Below are 21189 nucleotides of genomic sequence, written 5' to 3' on the forward strand. Positions count from 1 at the left end.
GAGACCTCCTAGCTGCGTGCCATGCCGGCCGGCGCGGTGGCCGTGCTGGCGGTCCCCTGCCGGGCCGGCGCCGCCGGCGGCGGCTGCCACGGCGTGGCATTCACAGGGCTGCCCTCGCGGGCCGCCTGTAAGCCGGCGACCACGATCCGGTCGCCCGGCGCCAGTCCGCTGGTGACGATCCAGTCGGTTCCCTGGCTCGTGGTGGCCTCCACGTCCTTGCGCACCACCTTGCCGTCCGCACCGACGGCAAGCAGATATGCGCCGCGCGTGTCGCGCTGCAGCGCCTGCTGCGGAACCAGGAAGACGTGGTTCTGCTGGCCCAGGTCTACCGTCAGCGTCACGTACATGCCGGGCAGCAGCAGGTGCCGGGGATTGGCCACCAGTGCGCGCAGATTGACCGCGCCCGTGGTGGCATTGACGGCAACATCCGAGAAGTCGAGCGTGCCGGCATGGTCGTACGGCGCACCGTTCGGCAGACCGACCTGCACCGTGGTCGCTTCCTGCCCGGCCAGGTCGACCGCACCATCTTCCTGGGACAGCCGCAGCGCCGTCATTTCGGCGGCGCTCATGGTGAAGTTGACGTAGACACGGTCGATTTGCTGGACCGTGGTCAGCAACGTCCCTGCGGTGCCGACGTCGTTGGTGCCATTGCCGACGATCGCCCCGGCCGTCACCAGTTGCTGCCCGGCAATGCCGTCGATCGGCGAGGTCACGCGTGTGTAGCCAAGGTTGATGCGCGCGCTGGCTACCGCCGCCTGGTCCGCCTGCACCCTGGCCGCGGCGCTGCGCTCCGCGGCGTCGGAATTGTCGACCGTCTGCTGCGAGACCGATCCCACCGGCAGCAGCTTGCGGTTGCGCTCGGCCGTGATGCGATCGTTGACATAGGTAGCCTGGTCCTGTGCCAGCTGCGCGAGCGCGCTATCGAGCTGGGTCTGGTAGAACGCAGGATCGATATCGAACAGCACCTGTCCTCGCCGGACCGCACTGCCCTCGGTATAGACGCGCTTCGTCAGCACGCCGGACACGCGAGCCGTCACGTTGGCGCTGTAGTACGGCGACAGACGTCCGACAAACTGCCGCGAGAGCGGCACGCTCTGCGGCTGAACGGTCACTACGCCCACCGAAGGCGGCGGCGGTGCCGGGGGCGCTCCATGCGAACAGCCCGCGAGCAGCGTCACGCTCGCGCACAGCAGCGACACGCCGGATGGAAATAACTTCATGGCAGGGAGAACTCCAGTCCGGCTCAAGGCCGTGCATGCCCGTCAGGCTCATGAGTGGCCATCGACACCGTACTGGTGCCGTAGGCGTCCCAACCGCCGCCGAGGTTCTTGATCAGCGTCACGTCGCTCTGCGCAAGCGCCGACTGCGCGTCGCGCAGGCTCTGCCGGGCCTCCACCAGCGTGAGCTGCTGATTGAGCAGATCCTGCTCGCTCGCGGTGCCGATGGCGCGTTGCGCCTGCACGCTGGCAAACAGTTGCCGGTTGCGGTCGAGGATGTCGGCGGCGGACTGTTCCTGCGTGCGCAGATGATTCACCGACGACAGGCTGTCTTCGACGCTCTGGAACGCGGTGAGCACCGTGTTGCGATAGGTCGCCACCTGCTGGTCATAGCCCGCGCGCGCGGCATGCAGCGCCGCGCTGCGCACGCCGGCATCGAAGATCGTCTGCGCGAGGACCGGGCCAAGGGTCCAGAACCGGCTTGGCAACGCGAACAGGCTCGCAAACGTATTGCTCTGGAAGCCGCCCGAGGTGGAGAGCGTGAGGCTGGGGAAGAACGCCGCCTCCGCCGCACCGATGCGGGCGTTTGCCGCGGCCGCGAGGCGCTCGGCGCTGACCACGTCGTAGCGCCGCTCGAGCAACCGGGATGGCAGCTCGAGCGGTACCTCCGGCGCGTGAAATACGTACGACGGGTCCGGTGCGACCCCAAACGAGGCGGGCGCTACGCCGGTCAGCACGGCCAGCGCATGCTCGTCCTGCTCGCGCAGGATGCGCGTCGTCTGGAGATTCGAGACGACCGCCTCCAGCACGTCCTGGGCGACCAGCACGTCGTTGCTCGACGATGCCCCGTCGCGGAAGGACGCGCGTGTCATCTCCAGAATCCTGCCGTCGATATCCTGCTGCTGCGTCAGCGAGGCGATGTCGTCGTCCGCCTGCCGCAGCGCGAAATAGCTGTTGACCACGCTGGCGGCGATCGACAGGCGCACGCCGGCGAGCTGGGCGTCGCTTGCCTGTGCGCTCGTCTTTGCCGCTTCGATCTGGCGGCGGATTGCGCCCCACAAGTCAAGCTCCCACGTCACCGATACCGTCGCACTCACGCTATTGAATACGCCAGGCACCGCGCTTCTGCCCGGCATGGAGGTTCCCGCTCCGGTCTGGCTCACATTGCTGCCGATGCCCGTACGCGCCCCCGAGCCCCCGGCCGTCACCACCGGGAACAGCGCGGCGTCGTTGGCTTGCACGGTCGCCAGCGCGACGCGATATGCGGCTTCGGCGGCGACGATGGACTGGTTCGCGCGCAAGGCCCGCTCCACCAGTCCGTTGAGTTTGGCATCGTCGTACATGCGCCACCATGTACTCGAAATCGACGCGGCGGGATTCGCTTGCGCGCGCTGCCAGCTCACACCTTCCTTGAAGCTGTCGGGAATCGGTACGGCGGGCCTGCGATAGTCCGGGCCCACCGCGCACGCGGCGAGCGACACGGACAGCGCGACGGTGAGCGCAAGAGTCCGCGCGCGCGGCCCGCACGCCACGCTGTCGTCATCGCTGCGCCCAAACGCGACGCGGCGCGGATGGTTCGTTACGCGCATTGGGTCGGAGCCTTCCGCTCAGTTCAGGCGCTTCGGCTCGCCATCGTCGGCATACCAGTCGGGGGTCTCGCCCGACGTGTTGAGCGTGACCGCGCGCGGCTCGCTGAACTGATCGAACGATTCGATGCCGGTTTCGCGGCCCACGCCGCTTTGCTTGAATCCGCCCCATGGCGACGCGGGGTCAAGCCGGTGATGATCGTTCACCCACACCAGACCGAAGTCGAGCTTGCCGGCCATGCGGTGCGCGCGGGCGACATCCTGCGTCCAGATCGATGCGGCCAGGCCAAACTTCGTGCCGTTGGCAATGCGCAGCGCATCGGCTTCGTCGTCGAACGGCATGACCACGGTCACCGGACCGAACACCTCCTCCTGCGCGATCTCGCAGCGCGGATCGACGTCATGGAGCACCGTCGGTTCGATAAAGAAGCCATGCGGAAAGCCTGCCGGAATGCCCGCCCCGGTCAGCACTTTCGCGCCGTCCCCGGTGGCGCGCCCGAGCATGCCGAAAATCCGCTCGCGCGACCGTGCGGAGATCACCGGGCCGAGCTGAGTGCGGACGTCGGCCGGATCGCCCACGCGAATCGCGGCGACCTTCTCGCGAAAGCGCGCAAGAAAGGCCGGGTAGATGGACTTGTGCACGAGAATCCGCGCGCCGCATACGCAGGTCTGGCCGGCGCCGATAAATGCCGCAAAGGCGGCCCCATTGATCGCGCGCTCCAGATCGAAGTCGTCGAACACGATGACTGCGCCTTTGCCACCGAGCTCCAGCGTCGTCAGCGCAAAGTTGCGCGCGGCGGCCTCGCCGATGGCGCGTCCGACCTCCGTGCCGCCGGTAAAGACGATCTTGCGAATCAGCGGGTGCCTGGCCAGCGCCGCCCCCGTCTCGTTGCCTGGGCCATTGACGACATTGACCACGCCCTTCGGCACACCGGCCTCCTGCAGCAGGCGCACCAGCCGCACCGTGGTCAGCGGGGTCTGCTCGGACGCCTTGATCACCACGCTGTTGCCGGTGGCGAGCGCCGGGGCAAGACTCTTCGACAGAATCATCAGCGGGTGGTTGAACGACGTCATCAGCGCCACCACCCCGAGCGGCGCGCGCTGCGTGTAGCAGAGGTACGGGCCTTCGACCGGGATCACGTCACTGCGCCGCGTCAGCGCCAGCGCGGCGAAATACCGGTAGAACTGCGGCAGGCGCCCGATCTGCGCGCGCGTCTCGCGGATCGGTCTGCCGTTGTTCAGGGTCTCCAGCCGGTAGAAGTGCTCCAGGTCGGCCTCGAACAGGTCGGCAAAACGGTTGAGCACGCGCGCGCGCTGCTGGATCCGCATCTCGCGCCACACGCCTCGCGCGAATGCGTCGTGCCCCGCGCGCACCGCATGCTCGACGTCTTGTGCGGCGGCCACGGCAAGCACGCCGATGGACGCGCCGGTGGCAGGGTTGACGATATTCAGCGTGCGGCCGTCGGCGGCACCGGTCCATTCGCCATCGATGAAGAGCCGGGCTTCATGATGCATGGTGTGGGGGGTGTTCATGGTATTTCCTTCGAGGACAACACAAGCCGGATCACGTCGCGGGCAGCGGTCACTCGCCTCGACGCGTCGAGGTGGTGCGATGACGTTGCATGATGCGGAGGCTGGTGGCCGTCAGCAGCTCGGTCGCGCAGCGGAAATTCTGTTCGACCGAGGCTTCCTGCGCGGCCTGGAAAAACGCCTTGCACTGGCGCGCGCCGGCGTCGTCGAGCCCGCCGATGCGCGCGATCAGCGCATCGGCAGCGGACTGCAGGTGTGCCGGTTCCGCGATCTGCGTGATCAGGCCGGCGTGCAATGCGTCGGCAGGCGTCATGGCGTCGCCGAACAGCAGCATCGGAAACAGCTGCTTGGGCAGACCGTAACTACCGAGGTAGGCCATGATGGCGGCGGGCGGCAACCCTTTGCGCATTTCCGGAAAGCCAAGGGCCGCCTGCGACGACACGAGGGTGAAGTCGCAAAGAATCGCAATCCCGAAGCCGAATCCCAAGGCGTCGCCCTGGACCTGCGCAATGGAGATCAGGGATGTGGAGCGCAGCAGCCGTTTCAGCTCGATCAGCTGGCTTACCTCGCCATGCACCGCTTGCGCGTCGCGCCCCGAGCGTTCGCGGCCGATGCAGAACAGGTCGCCCGCGGCGCGCAGTCGCAGCACGCGTGCGGCCGGCTGTGCGACTTCGGCGCGCAGGGCCGCCAGCATCGCCGCGAACATCGGGCCTGAAACCTCGTTGCCCGCCTCGGGTCGGTTCAGCGTAAACGTCAGGACACCCCCGCTACGCTCGATCAGCACTGGCTGTGAAAACGAATCTGGCACCATATGCGCCTCCATCGTGTATACTGCGAATACCCTGTATACAGGGTATACAACGATTCGGGAGAAGTCAAATGCCGTCCACCAAAACCATGCGCGCACAGAGCGAGCGGCGCGATGCCACCCCACGCGGCAAGGCCCAGACGCTGGAGGCCATTGCAAGCAAGTATCACGAGCGTCTGCGCGCCAACCCCGCGTTAAGCGACTCCCTGAGCGAAGGACTGGTCGTACCGGCGCTGCGCGAGGCCATCGTGGACGGCGTGCTCGTCCCGGGCAGCCGTTTGTCGGAAGTCCAGATTGCCAAGCAGCTCAATGTCAGCCGCACGCCGATGCGGGAGGCGTTCACGCAACTGGAGCGCGAAGGTCTGGTGACGATCCTGCCGCGCATCGGCGCGCATGTCCGCACCGTGACGCCCAGGGATGTGGAAGAAATCTATACGGTGCGCGCCGCGCTGGAATGCCTCGCCGTGCAGGAGGCAGCGGATCGTATCAATCCACTCGGCGCCGCGCAGCTCGATGACGTACTGGCCGCGATGCGCGTGGCGCTGGACGCCGGCGATGCCAGTGCGTATGTCGACGCGCTCGACCGCTTCTACACCATCGTGATGAAGATCGCGGATAACCGCACGCTGCAGGAGACCCACCTGAGCCTGATCGGTCCGGTCCGACGGCTGCGACGCATCGCCATGGCCCACGGCGGCCGCATGCGCGCCTCATTCGATCAGTCCGTCCGCATCCGCGACGCCATCGTCCAGCAGTCGGACAACGTCCAGGCGCTCATGCGCGAGCAACTGCGCGGCGCCTGTGCGGCCGCGCTCGATGTGCTCAAGCACGGGGAAGTGTGAGCGCTCGTCTTGCGAGCCCGGTGCGGGCGAACGCGCTCGTGGCCAAACCGTCGGTCGCGCATGGTAACTTCACCAATTCGCAATTCCAGCCAATGTCATGGAACGGTTCACCATCTCCCTCGACGACGCCCTTGCCACCGAGTTCGATCGACTGATTTCCGAGCGGGGCTACGGCAACCGGTCCGAGGCCGTGCGCGACATCCTGCGCGGCCACCTGGATCACTGGCGCGAATCGGTAGACGCAGACGGCCCATGCGTTGCAAACCTGTCCTACGTCTACAACCATCACGAGCGCGACCTTGCCGAGCGGCTCAATGGCATCCAGCACGATCACCACGACCTCACGGTGTCGACCATGCATGCCCACCTCGATCGGGACGCCTGCTTCGAGACCGTGATCCTGAAGGGACCGGCCAGTGCCGTGCGCAAGCTCGCCAACGCGATCAGCACCGAGCGCGGTGTACGCCAGGCGCACCTGAACCTCGTCATGACGGAGCCCGACCCGATGCGACACGCGTCACACGCGCACCCGCATCACCACCCTGACCGACCAAAGCGATAGCGACATAGGCGCACCATTTGCGCACCATTTCGGGGCGCGGCTCATGGTATGAAGTTTGCGTAATTCTTCATACATTTTCGCAAAACAAAAACATGAGTCGATCCACCTTCCGGGGCCGCGCGCCGGAGACGCGCCAGGACAAATTGGTCCTTCCAGCCATTGCGGCTGGCGTACTGAGCATCCCGTTGCTTGCCGCCGCTGGCGGATTGCAGCAGGCGGACCTTCCCGTCATCACCGTTCGGGCGACCAGCGCACCGCCTACCACCTCGGCGCAGGGCGTGGCAGCCAACCAGGGCTTCGTCACGCGCGAGCAGCTGGAGAATCGCCCCTTGCTGCGCCCAGCCGAACTGCTCGAGACCGTGCCCGGCCTGATCGTCACGCAGCACAGCGGAGACGGCAAGGCGAACCAGTACTTCCTGCGCGGCTTCAATCTGGACCACGGTACCGACCTGGCCACCACCGTGGCAGGCATGCCGGTCAACATGCGAACGCACGCGCACGGCCAGGGCTATACCGACCTCAACTTCGTGATCCCCGAGCTGGTCAATGGCATCGCCTACAGCAAGGGCCCGTACTTTGCCGAGCAAGGCGACTTCGCCACTGCCGGCGCGGTGTCCATGGACTACGTGTCGAGCTTGCCTCAAGGCATGGCCCAACTGGAGTTTGGCCAGCATCAGTATCGGCGCGCGGTCGTCGCCAACTCCAGTCAGGTGCGTGCCGGCACGGTGCTCTACGGCTTCGAGCTGCTCAACCAGAACGGCCCGTGGGACATGCCCGAGGGCGTGCGCAAGCTCAACGGCGTGCTGCGCTACAACGTGCCGCTCGGCGGCGGCGAGCAGGTCGGCATTACCGCGATGGCTTACCGCAACAGCTGGGACTCGACCGACCAGGTCCCCTCGCGCGCCGTCAACGACGGTCTGATCTCGCGCTGGGGCAATATCGATCCGACCGACGGCGGCTACTCGTCACGCTACAGCCTGTCCGCCGACTGGCTCAAGCCGCTGGACGACGGCCTGTTCAAGGCCAACGTCTATGTCATCAAGAGCCGGTTGCAGCTATTCTCGAACTTCACTTACGCGCTGAACAATCCCGAGCGCGGCGACCAGTTCGAGCAATTCGAGAACCGCGTCACCACGGGCATCAGCGCGTCGCAGCTCTGGTTCGGCAAGCTTGGCCAGCGAGACACCGAGACCGAGTTTGGCGCACAGGTTCGCTATGACCGGCTTGACCCCGTCTCGCTATCCAACACCGAGGCGCGTCAGGTCTACGAGCGCGTACGCACGGATACCGTCAACGAAACCAGTGCCGCGCTGTACCTGCGCAACACGACGGAATGGCTGCCTTGGCTGCGCACCGTTGCCGGCCTGCGCACGGACCAGTTCTGGTACGGCGTCTCCAGCAGCAATCCGCTCAATTCCGGCAACGGTACCGACCACATCGTCAGCCCGAAGTTAAGCCTCATTGTCTCGCCGGCAGCGCAGACCGAAGTATTCCTCAACTGGGGGCGCGGCTATCACAGCAACGACGTCCGCGGCGCCACCACGACCGTCGATCCCGTCACCGGAGATCCAGCCCAGCGCGTGAGCGTGCTGGTGCCCGCAACGGGCTACGAGGTCGGGGTGCGCACCTCGCGCCTGGCCCCGGGCCTGCAGCTTTCGGCATCGCTGTGGCGCCTCGACATTGGCTCCGAACTGGTCTACTCAGGCGACAGCGGCACCACTGAGCCCGGGCCGGCGAGCCGCCGCACCGGCGTCGAACTGGCAGGCTACTATGCGCCGAAGGACGGTCCCCTGGCCGGACTCATCCTCGACGCGGACGCCGCATTCTCGCGCGCGCGTTACCGCGACTTTAACGAGGCTGGCCAGTACATACCCGAGTCGATCCAGACCACGGCATCGATGGGCGCATCGCTCAACCGGGGCCGCTGGTCGTTCGGCGCGCGCGCCCGCTACTTCGGCCCACGCCCCCTGGTCGAGGACAACAGTGTCCGCTCGGCCTCCTCGTTTCTGGTCAACATGAAGGTGGGCTATCGCATCATGAAGGACGTGCGTGTGTTTGCTGAAGTGCTCAATGTGCTGGGCAAGCGCGTGAACGACATCGACTACTACTACGCCTCGCTGCTCAAGGGCGAGACCTCGCCGCTGGATGCGAACGGTGTCGCCACGGGCATCAACGACCACCACATCCACCCGGCCGAGCCAAGAACGTTCCGCGTAGGCATGCTCTGGAACTTCTGAAGACCTCTGTGGTGGCAAATGAAAAAGCCCGCCGGCGTCACGCCTGGCGGGCTTCAATCACCCCAAAATACAACGAGGCAGGTTTTAGAACGGAATATCGTCGTCCATATCCTCGAACCCGTTCGACGGCGCCTGTTGCTGACGGCGCTGGCCACCCTGGCCACCCTGGCCGCCGCCGCCACCACCGCCCTGGCCCTGGCCACGGCCACCACCGTAACCACCACCGCCACCGCCGCCCGACGATTCACGGCTGTAGCCGCCGCCACCGCCACCGTAGCCGCCCTCGTCGCCGCCACCTTGCGCGCGGCCGCCGAGCATCTGCATCTGGTCGGCCACGATTTCGGTGCTGTACTTGTCCTGGCCCGACTGGTCCTGCCACTTGCGCGTGCGGATGCGGCCTTCGATATAGACCGACGAGCCCTTCTTCAGATACTGGCCGGCGATCTCCGCCAGCTTGCCGAAGAACGCGATGCGGTGCCACTCGGTGGCTTCCTTGAACTCGCCGCTCTGTTTGTCCTTGTAGCGGTCCGTGGTGGCCAGCCGGATGTTGGTCACGGCGTCGCCACTGGGCATGTAGCGGGTTTCCGGGTCGGCGCCCAGGTTGCCGACGAGGATGACTTTGTTGACCGATGCCATGTGAATGTTCTCCGAAGGACCACCTCATCCGAGGTGGCAAGAAATGTCTCAGTAAATAATGAATCGCGGCCGGGAAAGTCCGGCCGCACCTGCTGGTCTAGGCGTACCCGCTGCAACAACGCACTACGTTAACCACCACCGTGAACCACCACAGTGACCCACCACAGTGAACCACCACAGTGAACCACCACAGTTAACAAAAAACGCGCCCCCGGCATCATGGTTCAGGCCGGGTGCGCGCTCATGCTAAACCCAAACTGCTTGGAAATCTCGACTTGCGCGCTGCCTGCGGCACGGGTGTCTTCAAGCCGCCACGGAGGGCGCTTCGACGTGGCCACGGGCAGGGGGCGCTTTCATGCTCCAGGCGATTATAAGCCAGCAGAGCAGGACCGCCGCGCAGCCGATGAACACGGCGGCGCGCCCTTCATGCTTGAGCAGCCAGCCGCCCGCCACACCGCCCAGAAACAGCCCCATGGCTTGCGTGGTGTTATACACGCCAAGTGCGGCACCGCGGCTGGCGGCGGCGTAGCGCGACACCAGCGACGGCTGCATGGCCTCGAGCACGTTGAAGGCCAAGAAGAACAGCAGCAGGACGCCGACGATCGGCCACAAGCCGTGCACCGCCGCGAACAGCAACTGCACCACCGTCATCAGCGCCACCGAGCTCAGCAGCACCACGCGTACGCGACCGTAACGCTCCGCCGCCATCATCGGGCCAAGCATCAGCACAAACGACACCAGCACCACCGGCAGGTAGACCTTCCAGTGCTGGTCGAGCGGCATGCCCGCGTCGGACAACATGGCGGGCACCACCATGAACATCGCCACCTGGCTGGCATGGAGCGCCAGCACGCCTACGTTGAGGCGGGCCAGATCGCCATTGAGCAGCACCTTGCGGAAGGGCAACTGCACCGGATGCGCGGGCGGCGGGGCCGGCACGATAAACAGCGTCACGCCAATGGCCACCACGCCCAGCACCGCCATCAGGCCAAAGATGCCGGACATGCCAATGCTGTGCAGCAACGGCGACGCGATGATCAATGACAGTGCAAACGTCAGGCCGATACTGCCGCCCACCATCGCCATGGCCTTGGTGCGATGACGTTCGCGCGTGAGGTCGGCAATGCAGGCGGTGATGGCCGCCGAGATCGCACCGGTACCCTGCAAGGCGCGCCCGATGGTGATGCCGGTCAGCGTATCGGACCACGCGGCGATGGCCGCGCCTGCCACGAACAAAATCAGGCCGCCCACCATGACCGGCTTGCGTCCCACGCGGTCGGACAACCAGCCCAGCGGGATATGAAGAAACGCCTGCATCAGCCCATAAATGCCCATCGCCAGGCCCACGCGCTGGGCGTCGTGCCCGTCGGGCAGACCGCGCGCGTATTCGGCAAAGACCGGCAGGATCAGAAACAGACCCAGCATGCGCAGCGCGAAGATGCTTGCCAGCGAGAGACTGGCACGCAACTCGCTTCGGGTCATGCGGTCGCGGGTTGCGGACGCACTGGTGTCCTGGCCGGCCGGGTCATTGGGAGCGGCGGCGGCAGTCGCCGCGGGGGTGGCAGAACGGGAGGAAGAGGGGATCGACGGCATTGCGATCGTAGGAAGGGAAGCTGGTTCGGTCAGACCTCGCCTGGACCCGAGGTGGGAACGATCGTTTGGCCAGCGCTTCGGCCAATGGTTCGCTCCGTCATTCGGTCCGTCTTTTGCCGGGCAACCCCGGAAACCGAAGTTCGGTATATTAGCAGGTTTGCTCCCCCGCGCTTCCGGGGTCACCCGCAGTGGCTGCCAGCGCAGACAGGGCAAGGGATGCGGCAGGTTTGCGGCCCTTTTTCGTCCCTTATTTCGTCCCTTTATCCGGGCGTTTCAGGCGTTGCTTTAGGCACATATGGAAGAAATCAAGATCCGCGGGGCGCGTACCCACAACCTGAAGAACATCAATCTCGACCTGCCGCGCAACAAGCTGATCGTGATCACGGGCCTGTCCGGCTCGGGCAAGTCGTCGCTGGCGTTCGACACGCTCTACGCGGAGGGCCAGCGCCGTTACGTGGAGTCGCTGTCGGCCTACGCGCGCCAGTTCCTGCAACTGATGGAAAAGCCGGACGTGGACCTGATCGAGGGACTCTCGCCGGCCATCTCGATCGAACAAAAGGCCACCAGCCACAATCCGCGCTCGACCGTGGGCACGGTGACGGAAATCCACGACTACCTGCGTCTGCTGTTCGCGCGTGCCGGCACCCCCTACTGCCCGGACCACGGCATCGCACTGCAGGCCCAGAGCGTGTCGCAAATGGTGGATGCGGCACTTGCGCTGCCCGAGGACACCAAGCTGATGATCCTGGCGCCCGTGGTCGCCGACCGCAAGGGCGAGCATTCGGACCTGTTCGACTCGATGCAGGCGCAGGGCTTTGTGCGCTTCCGCATCCGCTCGGGCGGCGGCACCGCGCACGAGGCCGAGGCGAAGGTGTACGAGGTCGACCAGCTGCCCAGGCTCAAGAAAACCGAGAAGCACACCATCGAGGTGGTGGTTGACCGCGTCAAGGTGCGTGCCGACATCAAGCAGCGCCTGGCCGAGTCGTTCGAGACCGCGCTGCGCCTGGCGGACGGCCGCGCGATCGCGCTCGAGATGGATAGCGGGCACGAGCATGTGTTCAGCTCGCGCTTCGCCTGCCCGATCTGCTCGTATTCGCTGCAGGAACTCGAGCCGCGCCTGTTCTCGTTCAACAACCCGATGGGCGCCTGCCCGAGCTGCGACGGCCTGGGCCAGATCACGTTCTTCGATCCCAAGCGCGTGGTGGCGTTTCCAAACCTGTCGCTGGCCTCCGGGGCCATCAAGGGGTGGGACCGCCGCAACCAGTTCTACTTCCAGATGCTGCAGAGCCTGGCCGCGTTCTACGACTTCGACACCGAGACCGCGTTCGAGGAACTGCCGGCCAAGGTGCAGGAAGTCGTGCTGCATGGCTCGGGCGAGGAAGAGATTCCGTTCACCTATATCAACGAGAAGGGCCGGACCACGGTACGCGCCCACGTGTTCGAGGGCATCATCCCGAACCTGGAGCGCCGCTATCGCGAAACCGATTCGGTGGCCGTGCGCGAGGAACTGGCCAAGTACCAGAACAACCAGCCCTGCCCGGCCTGCCATGGCACCCGCCTGCGCACCGAGGCACGCCACGTCAAGGTGGGCGACGACGAGCAGGCGCGCGCGATCTTCGAGATCAACGGCTGGCCGCTGCGCGACGCCCTGACCTACTTCCTGACGCTGAACCTGCATGGCGCCAAGCGCGAGATCGCCGACAAGATCGTCAAGGAGATTACCGCGCGCCTGAACTTCCTGAACAACGTCGGGCTCGACTATCTCTCGCTGGAACGCAGCGCCGATACGCTCTCGGGCGGCGAGGCGCAGCGCATCCGCCTGGCCTCGCAGATCGGCTCGGGCCTGACCGGCGTCATGTACGTGCTGGACGAGCCGTCGATCGGCCTGCACCAGCGCGACAACGACCGCCTGATCGGCACGCTCAAGCATCTGCGCGATATCGGCAATTCGGTGCTGGTGGTCGAGCACGACGAGGACATGATCCGTGCCAGCGACTACGTGGTCGATATCGGCCCCGGTGCCGGCGTGCATGGCGGCATGATCGTGGCCGAGGGCACGCCCTCGCAGATCGAGGATTCGGCCGCGTCGCTCACGGGGCAGTACCTGGCCGGCAAGCGTCGCATCGAAGTACCCGCCACCCGCGCCGAACCGGACGGCGAGCGCCTGCTGCGCATCGTCAATGCCACCGGCAACAACCTGCGCAACGTCACCGCGGAAATCCCGGTCGGCCTGCTTACCTGCATTACCGGCGTATCGGGCTCGGGCAAGTCCACGCTGATCAACGACACGCTCTATCACGCGGTGGCGCGGCACCTGTATGGTTCCACGCCGGAGCCCGCCGCGCACGACCGCATCGAGGGCCTGGAGCATTTCGACAAGGTCATCAACGTGGACCAGAGCCCGATCGGCCGCACACCGCGCTCCAATCCGGCCACGTACACGGGCCTGTTCACGCCGATCCGCGAACTGTTCGCGGGCGTGCCGTCCGCCAAGGAACGCGGCTACGATCCGGGCCGCTTTTCGTTCAACGTCAAGGGCGGCCGCTGCGAGGCCTGCCAGGGCGACGGCGTGCTCAAGGTGGAAATGCACTTCCTGCCGGACGTGTACGTACCGTGCGACGTGTGCCACGGCCAGCGCTACAACCGCGAGACGCTGGAGGTGCTGTACAAGGGCAAGAGCATCTCGGAAGTGCTCGACCTCACGGTGGAACAGGCGCACGAGTTCTTCAGCGCGGTGCCGGTGGTGCGCCGCAAGCTGCAGACCTTGCTCGACGTCGGCCTCGGCTATATCCGGCTGGGCCAGTCCGCCACCACGCTGTCGGGCGGCGAAGCCCAGCGCGTCAAGCTATCGCTGGAGCTGTCCAAGCGCGATACGGGCCGCACGCTCTATATCCTCGACGAACCGACCACCGGCCTGCATTTCCACGATATCGAGCTGCTGCTCAAGGTCATCCACAAGCTGCGCGACCAGGGCAATACGGTCGTGATCATCGAGCACAACCTCGACGTCATCAAGACCGCCGACTGGCTGCTCGACATGGGACCGGAAGGCGGCGCTGGGGGCGGCCAGGTGATCGCCAAGGGCACGCCCGAGGCGGTGGCAAAGAGCAAGGCGAGCTTTACCGGCAAGTACCTGGCGCCGCTGCTCAAGCGCGCCTGATGGCATAGCGCCGGGGCCGCCCCGGGGCCACACGCGATCAGCGCGGGATCGGCACCTTCAAGGCACGTGCACTTGCGCGGCCGTCGTGCCACCCGCGACCTCGCCGGCCTCGTCTTCCTTCAGGCGGCTGCGATTGATCAGGCCCGCCTGTTCGAGCACCGGATAGGCCGTGGCGCAGAACAGCGAATTCAGGCGCTTGAGTTCGCTGATCACGTCCAGGTGAATCGAGCTGGTCTCGATGCTTTCCGCGGTCTGCACCGCCACGCGCTGCAGATGCGAGCGCGAGTACTGGCGCACGAGGTCGCGGAAGCTGGCCTTCTGCGCCGCCAGCTGCTGCGCGCTGCGCACGTCGCCGGTCAGGAACACCGACATCGCGAGCCGCAGGTTGGCCACCACGCGCGCGTGCATCTCGGCGATTTCCTGCATGCCGGCTTCGGAAAAGCGCAGGTTGTGCGCAATCTTCTTGTCCTTGGCATCGAGCAGCATCCGCTCGATCAGATCGCCGGCATGCTCCAGGTTGATCGTGAGCGAAATGATCTCGGTCCAGCGCTGGCCATCGTGCTCGTCGAGCGCTTCGGTGCTGATCCGGGTGAGATAGAGCTTGATGGCGGTATAGAGGTCGTCGACCTCGTCGTCGACGCGGCACGTGGCATCGGCCAGACGTGCATCGTTGTTGCGCAGCACACGCAGCAGGTTGTCCAGCATCTGCTCGACGCGGTCGCCAATGCGCAGCACCTCGCGCGCGGCGTTGGAGAGCGCCAGCGTCGGCGTGGACAGTGCGGCCGGGTCCAGATGGCGCGGCGTCACCTGGCTGTCGCCGGTGTTGCGGCCCGGCAGGATCGCTTCGCACAGCCGCGCCAGCGGGCCGGTTGCGCCGATCAGCAGGATCGCCAGCACGATATTGAACAGCAGGTGGAAATTGACCACCAGCCGCTGCGGGTCCGCGCTGATCAGCTTGAGCACGTCCTCGCCCTGCTGCAACAGCGGCAGCGCGATCACGCACCCAAGCAGGCGCGACAGCAGGTTGCCGAGCGTCACGCGCTTGCCCGGCTGGTTGTTGCCCGACGTGGTCAGCAACGCGGAAATGCCGGACCCGAGATTGGCGCCCAGCACCAGCGCCATCGCCACATGGATCGACACCACGCCGGCGGATGCGAGCGCGCCGCAGAACAGCACCACCGCCAGGCTCGAATAGCACAGGATGGTCAGGAAGGCGCCGATCAGCATGTCGAGGGTCGCGTCGCCGGTCAGCGTGCTGAACAGCACCTTGACGCCCGCGGCCTGCACCACCGGGCGCGTGGCGATGGCGATCAGTTCCAGCGCGAGGGTGATCAGGCCCAGCCCGATCAGCACGCGGCCCACATGGCCGGCTTTCTGGCCCTTCCAGCTCAGATGCAGGATCACGCCGATAAAGATCAGCAGCGGCGACAGCCACGACAGGTCCATCGAGAAGACCTGCACCATCAGCGCGGTACCCACGTTGGCGCCCAGCATGATGGCGAGCGCGGGCGCCACGGCGATCAGTCCCTGGCCCACGAAGGAGCTCACGATCACGGCCGTGGCATTGCTGCTCTGCACGAGACCGGTCACGCCCAGGCCGGCGGCAAAGGCGCTGAACCGATTCGATACGCTGACGGAAAGCACATGGCGCAGATTGGCGCCATACACGCGCAGAATGCCTACCTTGACGATATTGGTGCCCCAGACCAGGAGCGCCACGCCGGAAAGCAGATGAAGTAGAACGCCCATCGTCCGCCCTTGCCCTTTCTTGACGTGGTGGCGACGGTGCGGGAGTACGTCCGCGGGGGAGCCCGCCCGGTCGCCATGTCGTTATCAATGGGCCATTATGCGCCCCGCTATCCGCAGGGGCAATGCAACGCGCGCTTCAATGCCCTTCGAAGTTGCATACGGTAAACAGCGGCAGCCCGCTCGCGGCCAGCAGTCTGGAGCCGCCGAGCTCGGGCAGGTCGACGATGGCCGCCCCCTCGATCACGTTCGCGCCCAGCCGCTCGAGCAGCCGGCGCCCGGCCATCATGGTGCCGCCGGTGGCGATCAGGTCGTCGATCAGCAGCACGCGGTCGCCCGGCTTGCAGGCATCGGCATGGATTTCGACGGTGGCACTGCCATACTCGAGTTCGTACTCCTCGGCCACGGTCTGGAATGGCAGCTTGCCCTTCTTGCGGATCGGCACGAAGCCCAGATTCAGCTCGTACGCAATGATCGAGCCCAGGATGAACCCGCGCGCATCGATACCCGCCACGAGGTCCAGCTGCTGGTCCATATAGCGATGGACGAACACGTCGATCAGCACGCGCAACGTCTTGGGGCTCTGCAGCAACGGGGTGATATCGCGGAACATGACGCCCGGCTGCGGCCAGTTCGGGACCGTCCGGATGCGGTCGCGCAGGTAGCCGGTGACGTCACCGAGATCGGGCGCTTGAATAATGGAATCTGCCATGGAGAATCTAGTCTTAGGGGAGTTGCCCTGTAACCCTACAGGACCCCGTAACCATACAGGAGAGTGCGATGGCAAAGAAGATTCTCATGCTGGTTGGCGATTTTGCCGAGGATTACGAAACGATGGTGCCGTTCCAGGCGCTGCAGATGGTCGGTCATACCGTCCACGCGGTCTGCCCCGACCGGAAAGCGGGCCAGCACTGTGCCACCGCCATCCACGATTTCGAGGGCGACCAGACCTACACCGAGAAGCGCGGCCACAATTTCACGCTCAATGCCACCTTCGCCGAGGTCGACCCGGCGACATATGATGCGCTCGTCATTCCGGGCGGCCGTGCGCCCGAGTATCTGCGGCTCGATGCGCGCGTGATCGAAATCGTGCGGCACTTCGCCAGCGCCGGCAAGCCGATTGCCGCGGTCTGCCATGGCGCGCAGTTGCTGGCCGCCGCCAACGTGCTGGAGGGCCGCACCTGCTCGGCCTATCCGGCCTGTGCACCCGAGGTGCGGCTGGCGGGCGGCACCTACGCGGAGATTCCCGTCGACCAGGCCCATACCGATGGCAACCTCGTGACCGCGCCGGCGTGGCCGGCCCATCCGGCCTGGCTGGCGCAGTTTCTGACGGCCCTCGGCACGCGTATCGAAACCTGAACGGTGCGGTGACCGGTGCGGCGGCCGGCGCGATGACCGAGGCGCGGCACCGGGAAAGGTCCGCGGTGTCCGTGGACAGCCGGCTAGTCCCGCACCAGTCTTTCCTCGGCGGCTTCCAGCGCCTCCGGCGTGCCGCGCAACACGACGATATCGCCGGGCTCGAGCACGGTGTCCGGCTCCGGGTCGAACGCGGGAATGCCGCGCCGGCGCACCGCACTCACCTCGACCCCGATGCGCTCCAGCCCCAGCAGGCCCAGCCGCCGGCCCACGGCCGTATGCTCGGGGCCGAGCGACACCGCATGCAGGCGCACCGCCTCGCGCTCGACCATGTCTTCCTCGTCGTCGCGCCCATGGAAATAGCCGCGCAACAGGCTGTAGCGCGCATCGCGCGCTTCCTGCACGCCACGCACCACGCGCCGCATCGGCACGCCCAGCAGCACCAGCGCGTGGGAGGCCAGCATCAGGCTGCCTTCGATGATCTCGGGCACCACCTCGGTCGCGCCCGCCTTCTGCAGCGTGTCGAGCTCGGAATCGTCTACCGTGCGCACGATCACGGGCAGCGCCGGCGCGACTTCCTGCACGTGGTGCAGCACCTTGAGCGCCGACGGCGTATTGGCGTAGGTCACGATCAGCGCCGCGGCGCGATGGATACCGGCCGCGATCAGCGCCTCGCGCCGCGCCGCATCGCCATAGACCACGGTGTCGCCCGCCGCCGCGGCCTCGCGCACGCGGTCGGGGTCGAGATCGAGCGCCACATACGTGATGCCCTCGCGCTCCAGCATATGGGCCAGGTTCTGCCCGCTGCGGCCAAACCCGCAAATGATCGCGTGCTTCTCGGTCTGCAGGCTCTGCGCGGCGATGCGCGTCATGTTGAGCGACTGCATCAGCCATTCGTTGGCGGCAAAGCGCAGCACGATGGCATCGCTGTACTGGATCAGGAACGGCGCCACCAGCATCGACAGCAGCATCGAGGCGAGGATCACCTGGATCAGCACCGGGTCCACCAGACTCATGCCATCGATCTGGTTGAGCAGCACAAAGCCGAACTCCCCGGCCTGCGCAAGCCCGAGCCCGGTGCGGATAGCCACCCCCTGCCGCGAGCCGAAGGCGCGCGCCAGAAACGCGATAAGCACCAGCTTGAACAGCGTGGGCCCCACCAGCAGGCCCAGCACGAGCCAGATGTGGTCGATCACCACGCGGATATTGAGCAGCATGCCGATGGTCACGAAGAACAGCCCCAGCAGCACGTCGCGAAACGGCTTGATGTCCTCTTCCACCTGATGCCGGTACGGCGTCTCGGAGATCAGCATGCCCGCCATGAACGCGCCCAGCGCCATCGATAGCCCGAGCCGCTCGGTCAGCGCAGCCATGCCCAGCGTGACCAGCAGCAGGTTAAGCATGAACAGTTCCTGCGAGCGGCGCGCCGCCACCACATGAAACCACCGGCTCATCAGGCGCTGGCCGACAAAGAAGATCAGCGTCAGCGCCAGCACGATCTTGACCGTGGCCAGGCTCAGCGCCGCCACCAGGTCCCCCGGATCGCGCGACAACGCCGGAATGACGATCAGCAACGGCACCACCGCCAGATCCTGGAACAGCAGCACGCTGATGATGTTGCGACCGTGCTCGCTCTCCAGCTCCATGCGCTCGGCCAGCATTTTGGAGACGATGGCCGTCGAGGACATCGCGAGCGCCCCGCCGAGCGCCACCGAGGCCTGCCACGAGAGCGGCACCAGCCAGTTGAAGGCGAGCCCCGCGGCCACCACGACCACCATCGACAGCACCACCTGCGAGCCGCCCAGCCCGAACACGAGCCGCCGCATCGCGCGCAGCTTGGTCAGGCTGAACTCCAGGCCGATCGAGAACATCAGGAACACCACGCCAAACTCCGCCAGGTACTTGGTCTGGGCGGAATCGCTGGCGAGGCCGAGCGCGTGCGGGCCGATCAGGATGCCGACCGCGAGGTAGCCCAGCATCGGCGGCAGCTGCAGCATACGGAAGGCCACCACGCCAAACACGGCGGCGGCCAGCAGTACCAGGGTCAGTTCCAGCGGAGAATGCATTCGGCAGGCTTGTGTCGCTTGTATGGCCCGGAGCCAGGCGGGTGACCAAGGGCGGCAAGGGGGCAAGGGGGGCAAGGGTGGGCAAGGGGGTGGCCGGGGGGTGGGACTCCGGGACCCCGGACCGCGCCGCGTGCGGCATGCCGGCCCGTCCAGACGCCATCGCATTCGTTGGTATACTCCGTCGCCATGATAGCCAATTTCGATGCGGATCGAGCACTTCGTCTCGGCCGCGACACTCTCCAGACCGAAGCCGACGCCGTCACGGCGCTGATCGGCCGCCTGACCCCCGATTTCGCGCTGGCCGTGCAGATGGTGCTCGAATGTACGGGGCGCGTGGTGGTATCCGGCATCGGCAAGTCCGGCCATATCGGCCGCAAGGTGGCGGCCACGCTGGCCTCCACCGGCACCCCGTCGTTCTTCGTGCATCCGGCCGAGGCCAGCCACGGCGACCTCGGCATGATCACGCGCGACGACGTGCTGATCGCCTTCTCCAATTCCGGCGAAACCGCGGAACTGCTGTCGATCATCCCCATCGTCAAGCGCATCGGCACCCGTCTGATCTCGATCACCGGCAATCCCGAGTCCAACCTGGCCAAACTGTCCGACGCCCATATCAATGGCGCGGTGGACAAGGAAGCATGCCCGCTCAACCTGGCCCCCACCGCGAGCACCACCGCCGCGCTCGCCCTGGGCGACGCGCTCGCCGTGGCCGTACTCGACCTGCGCGGCTTTGGCGAGGAAGACTTCGCACGCTCGCACCCGGGCGGCGCGCTGGGCCGCAAGCTGCTGACCTACGTGCGCGACATCATGCGCACCGGCAACGCGGTGCCCGAGGTGCGCGAGAACACGCCGCTGGCCCAGGCGCTCATGGAAATCACCCGCAAGGGCATGGCCATGACGGCCGTGGTGGACGAGGATGGCCGCGCCATCGGCGTCTTTACCGACGGCGACCTGCGCCGCCTGCTGGAAACCCCGCGCGACTGGCAGACCGTGCCGATCGGCGAGGTCATGCACCACAACCCGCGCGTGGTCAACCAGGACCAGCTCGCGGTGGAAGCCGTGGAGATCATGGAGACCAACCGCATCAACCAGCTGCTGGTGGTGGACGGCGACCAGCGCCTGGTCGGGGCGCTCCATATCCATGACCTGACGCGCGCCAAGGTCATCTGATCCAACGGAATTCACGCAAGGCACAGGCACCATGCAGGCACTCATCGCCAGTCTTACCGGGCTCGTCATGCGCCTGCTGCCGCTGTTGCTCATGGCCATCGTGGCCGGCAGCACATTCTGGCTGGTGCAGATCAACTCGCCGCGCGAGGAAAAAGCCGGCGCCAGCGCCAAGCGCCACGAGCCGGACTACTTCATCGACAATTTCTCGGCCACCGAACTGGCGCAGGACGGCAGCACCAAGCTGCGCTTTACCGGGATCAAGATGATCCATTTCGAGGACGACCAGACCTACGAGGTCACGCGTCCGGCCATGCGCGCCTACGAGCCGGACCGCCCGCCGGTGACGGCCAACGCGGACCGCGGCGTGATGAACGCGGAAGGCTCGATCATCGACCTGTACGGCAACGCGTTCATCGTGCGCCAGGCCGGCGCGGACCTGAGCAAGGATCCGCGCATGACGGCCGCGTCGCAATATTTCCAGCTTCTCGTCAATGACGATATCGTGAAGACCAACCAGCCGGTACAGCTGACGCGCGGGCCTTCGGTCATGAATGCCAACGGCCTGATCTTCAACAACGTCACGCGCGAAGTACAATTGCTGGGTAACGTACGCGGCACCATCATTACCGTGCCGCCGCCCGGCCAGGCGCAGAAGCCATAAGAAACGCGGTACCGACACC

General features: G+C 66.1%; 16 protein-coding genes. 7 read left to right on the forward strand and 9 right to left on the reverse strand.

All coding sequences use genetic code 11. From position 1 onward, the window contains the following. Window positions 1–8 precede the first annotated feature (8 nt). From DFLDMN_RS10725 to DFLDMN_RS10740, 4 genes are read right to left on the reverse strand one after another with little or no spacing between them, the layout of a single operon-like run. Entirely contained in the window at window positions 9–1220 is a 1212-nt protein-coding gene (locus DFLDMN_RS10725) for an efflux RND transporter periplasmic adaptor subunit (protein ID WP_423194951.1), read from the reverse strand. 23 nt (window positions 1221–1243) lie between these two features. Continuing rightward, window positions 1244–2806 carry an efflux transporter outer membrane subunit gene (locus DFLDMN_RS10730; protein WP_423194952.1) on the reverse strand — a complete coding sequence of 521 codons (1563 nt, stop codon included), beginning with the start codon at window positions 2804–2806 and terminating at the stop codon, window positions 1244–1246. Between the two features lie 18 nt (window positions 2807–2824). Further along, window positions 2825–4336, reverse strand: a complete 1512-nt coding sequence (locus DFLDMN_RS10735) for an aldehyde dehydrogenase (RefSeq protein ID WP_423194953.1) — start codon at window positions 4334–4336, stop codon at window positions 2825–2827. Window positions 4337–4385: 49 nt separating this feature from the next. After that, the gene (locus DFLDMN_RS10740; protein ID WP_423194954.1) at window positions 4386–5144 is read right to left on the reverse strand and encodes an enoyl-CoA hydratase/isomerase family protein; all 759 of its coding nucleotides are present in this window, start codon (window positions 5142–5144) and stop codon (window positions 4386–4388) included. A gap of 68 nt (window positions 5145–5212) precedes the next feature. On the opposite strand from DFLDMN_RS10740, the gene DFLDMN_RS10745 reads away from it, so the two are divergent. From DFLDMN_RS10745 to DFLDMN_RS10755, 3 genes are all read left to right on the forward strand, one after another. Next, window positions 5213–5983, forward strand: coding sequence for a GntR family transcriptional regulator (locus DFLDMN_RS10745; RefSeq protein WP_423194955.1), 771 nt, complete (start codon window positions 5213–5215; stop codon window positions 5981–5983). A 97-nt stretch (window positions 5984–6080) separates the two neighbouring features. Further along, a complete protein-coding gene (gene nikR / locus DFLDMN_RS10750) occupies window positions 6081–6545 on the forward strand; it encodes a nickel-responsive transcriptional regulator NikR (RefSeq protein WP_423194956.1) in 465 nt (154 codons plus the stop codon). Between the two features lie 92 nt (window positions 6546–6637). After that, window positions 6638–8782 (forward strand): TonB-dependent receptor, encoded by a 2145-nt coding sequence (locus DFLDMN_RS10755; RefSeq protein WP_423194957.1) that lies wholly within the window; start codon window positions 6638–6640, stop codon window positions 8780–8782. Window positions 8783–8866: 84 nt separating this feature from the next. On the opposite strand, the gene DFLDMN_RS10760 is transcribed toward DFLDMN_RS10755, so the two are convergent. Then, window positions 8867–9418, reverse strand: a complete 552-nt coding sequence (locus DFLDMN_RS10760; protein ID WP_423194958.1) for a single-stranded DNA-binding protein — start codon at window positions 9416–9418, stop codon at window positions 8867–8869. A gap of 303 nt (window positions 9419–9721) precedes the next feature. Continuing rightward, a complete protein-coding gene (locus tag DFLDMN_RS10765) occupies window positions 9722–11011 on the reverse strand; it encodes an MFS transporter (RefSeq protein WP_423194959.1) in 1290 nt (429 codons plus the stop codon). Between the two features lie 295 nt (window positions 11012–11306). Between DFLDMN_RS10765 and uvrA the strand changes: the two genes are divergently transcribed. Further along, a complete protein-coding gene (gene uvrA, locus DFLDMN_RS10770) occupies window positions 11307–14171 on the forward strand; it encodes an excinuclease ABC subunit UvrA (RefSeq protein WP_423194960.1) in 2865 nt (954 codons plus the stop codon). A 57-nt stretch (window positions 14172–14228) separates the two neighbouring features. Here the strand turns inward: uvrA and DFLDMN_RS10775 are convergent, their stop codons facing one another. Together DFLDMN_RS10775 and DFLDMN_RS10780 are read right to left on the reverse strand one after the other, a co-directional pair. After that, on the reverse strand, window positions 14229–15920 hold the full coding sequence (locus tag DFLDMN_RS10775; protein ID WP_423194961.1) for a Na/Pi cotransporter family protein: 1692 nt from the start codon (window positions 15918–15920) through the stop codon (window positions 14229–14231). Window positions 15921–16056: 136 nt separating this feature from the next. Further along, window positions 16057–16629 (reverse strand): adenine phosphoribosyltransferase, encoded by a 573-nt coding sequence (locus DFLDMN_RS10780; protein WP_423194962.1) that lies wholly within the window; start codon window positions 16627–16629, stop codon window positions 16057–16059. A gap of 68 nt (window positions 16630–16697) precedes the next feature. Here DFLDMN_RS10780 and DFLDMN_RS10785 point away from each other — a divergent pair, with 68 nt between their 5' ends. Then, a complete protein-coding gene (locus DFLDMN_RS10785; RefSeq protein WP_423194963.1) occupies window positions 16698–17276 on the forward strand; it encodes a DJ-1/PfpI family protein in 579 nt (192 codons plus the stop codon). An 83-nt stretch (window positions 17277–17359) separates the two neighbouring features. Here DFLDMN_RS10785 and DFLDMN_RS10790 read toward each other — a convergent pair whose 3' ends face one another. Further along, the gene (locus DFLDMN_RS10790) at window positions 17360–19339 is read right to left on the reverse strand and encodes a cation:proton antiporter (protein ID WP_423194964.1); all 1980 of its coding nucleotides are present in this window, start codon (window positions 19337–19339) and stop codon (window positions 17360–17362) included. Window positions 19340–19525: 186 nt separating this feature from the next. On the opposite strand from DFLDMN_RS10790, the gene DFLDMN_RS10795 reads away from it, so the two are divergent. Together DFLDMN_RS10795 and lptC are read left to right on the forward strand one after the other, a co-directional pair. Beyond that, window positions 19526–20509: a KpsF/GutQ family sugar-phosphate isomerase gene (locus DFLDMN_RS10795; protein ID WP_423194965.1), complete on the forward strand. Its 984-nt coding sequence runs from the start codon at window positions 19526–19528 to the stop codon at window positions 20507–20509. Between the two features lie 31 nt (window positions 20510–20540). Continuing rightward, window positions 20541–21170 carry an LPS export ABC transporter periplasmic protein LptC gene (gene lptC, locus DFLDMN_RS10800; RefSeq protein ID WP_423194966.1) on the forward strand — a complete coding sequence of 210 codons (630 nt, stop codon included), beginning with the start codon at window positions 20541–20543 and terminating at the stop codon, window positions 21168–21170. Window positions 21171–21189 lie beyond the last annotated feature (19 nt).

The sequence above is a fragment of the Cupriavidus sp. H19C3 genome (assembly GCF_049393815.1).
GTDB lineage: Bacteria > Pseudomonadota > Gammaproteobacteria > Burkholderiales > Burkholderiaceae > Cupriavidus.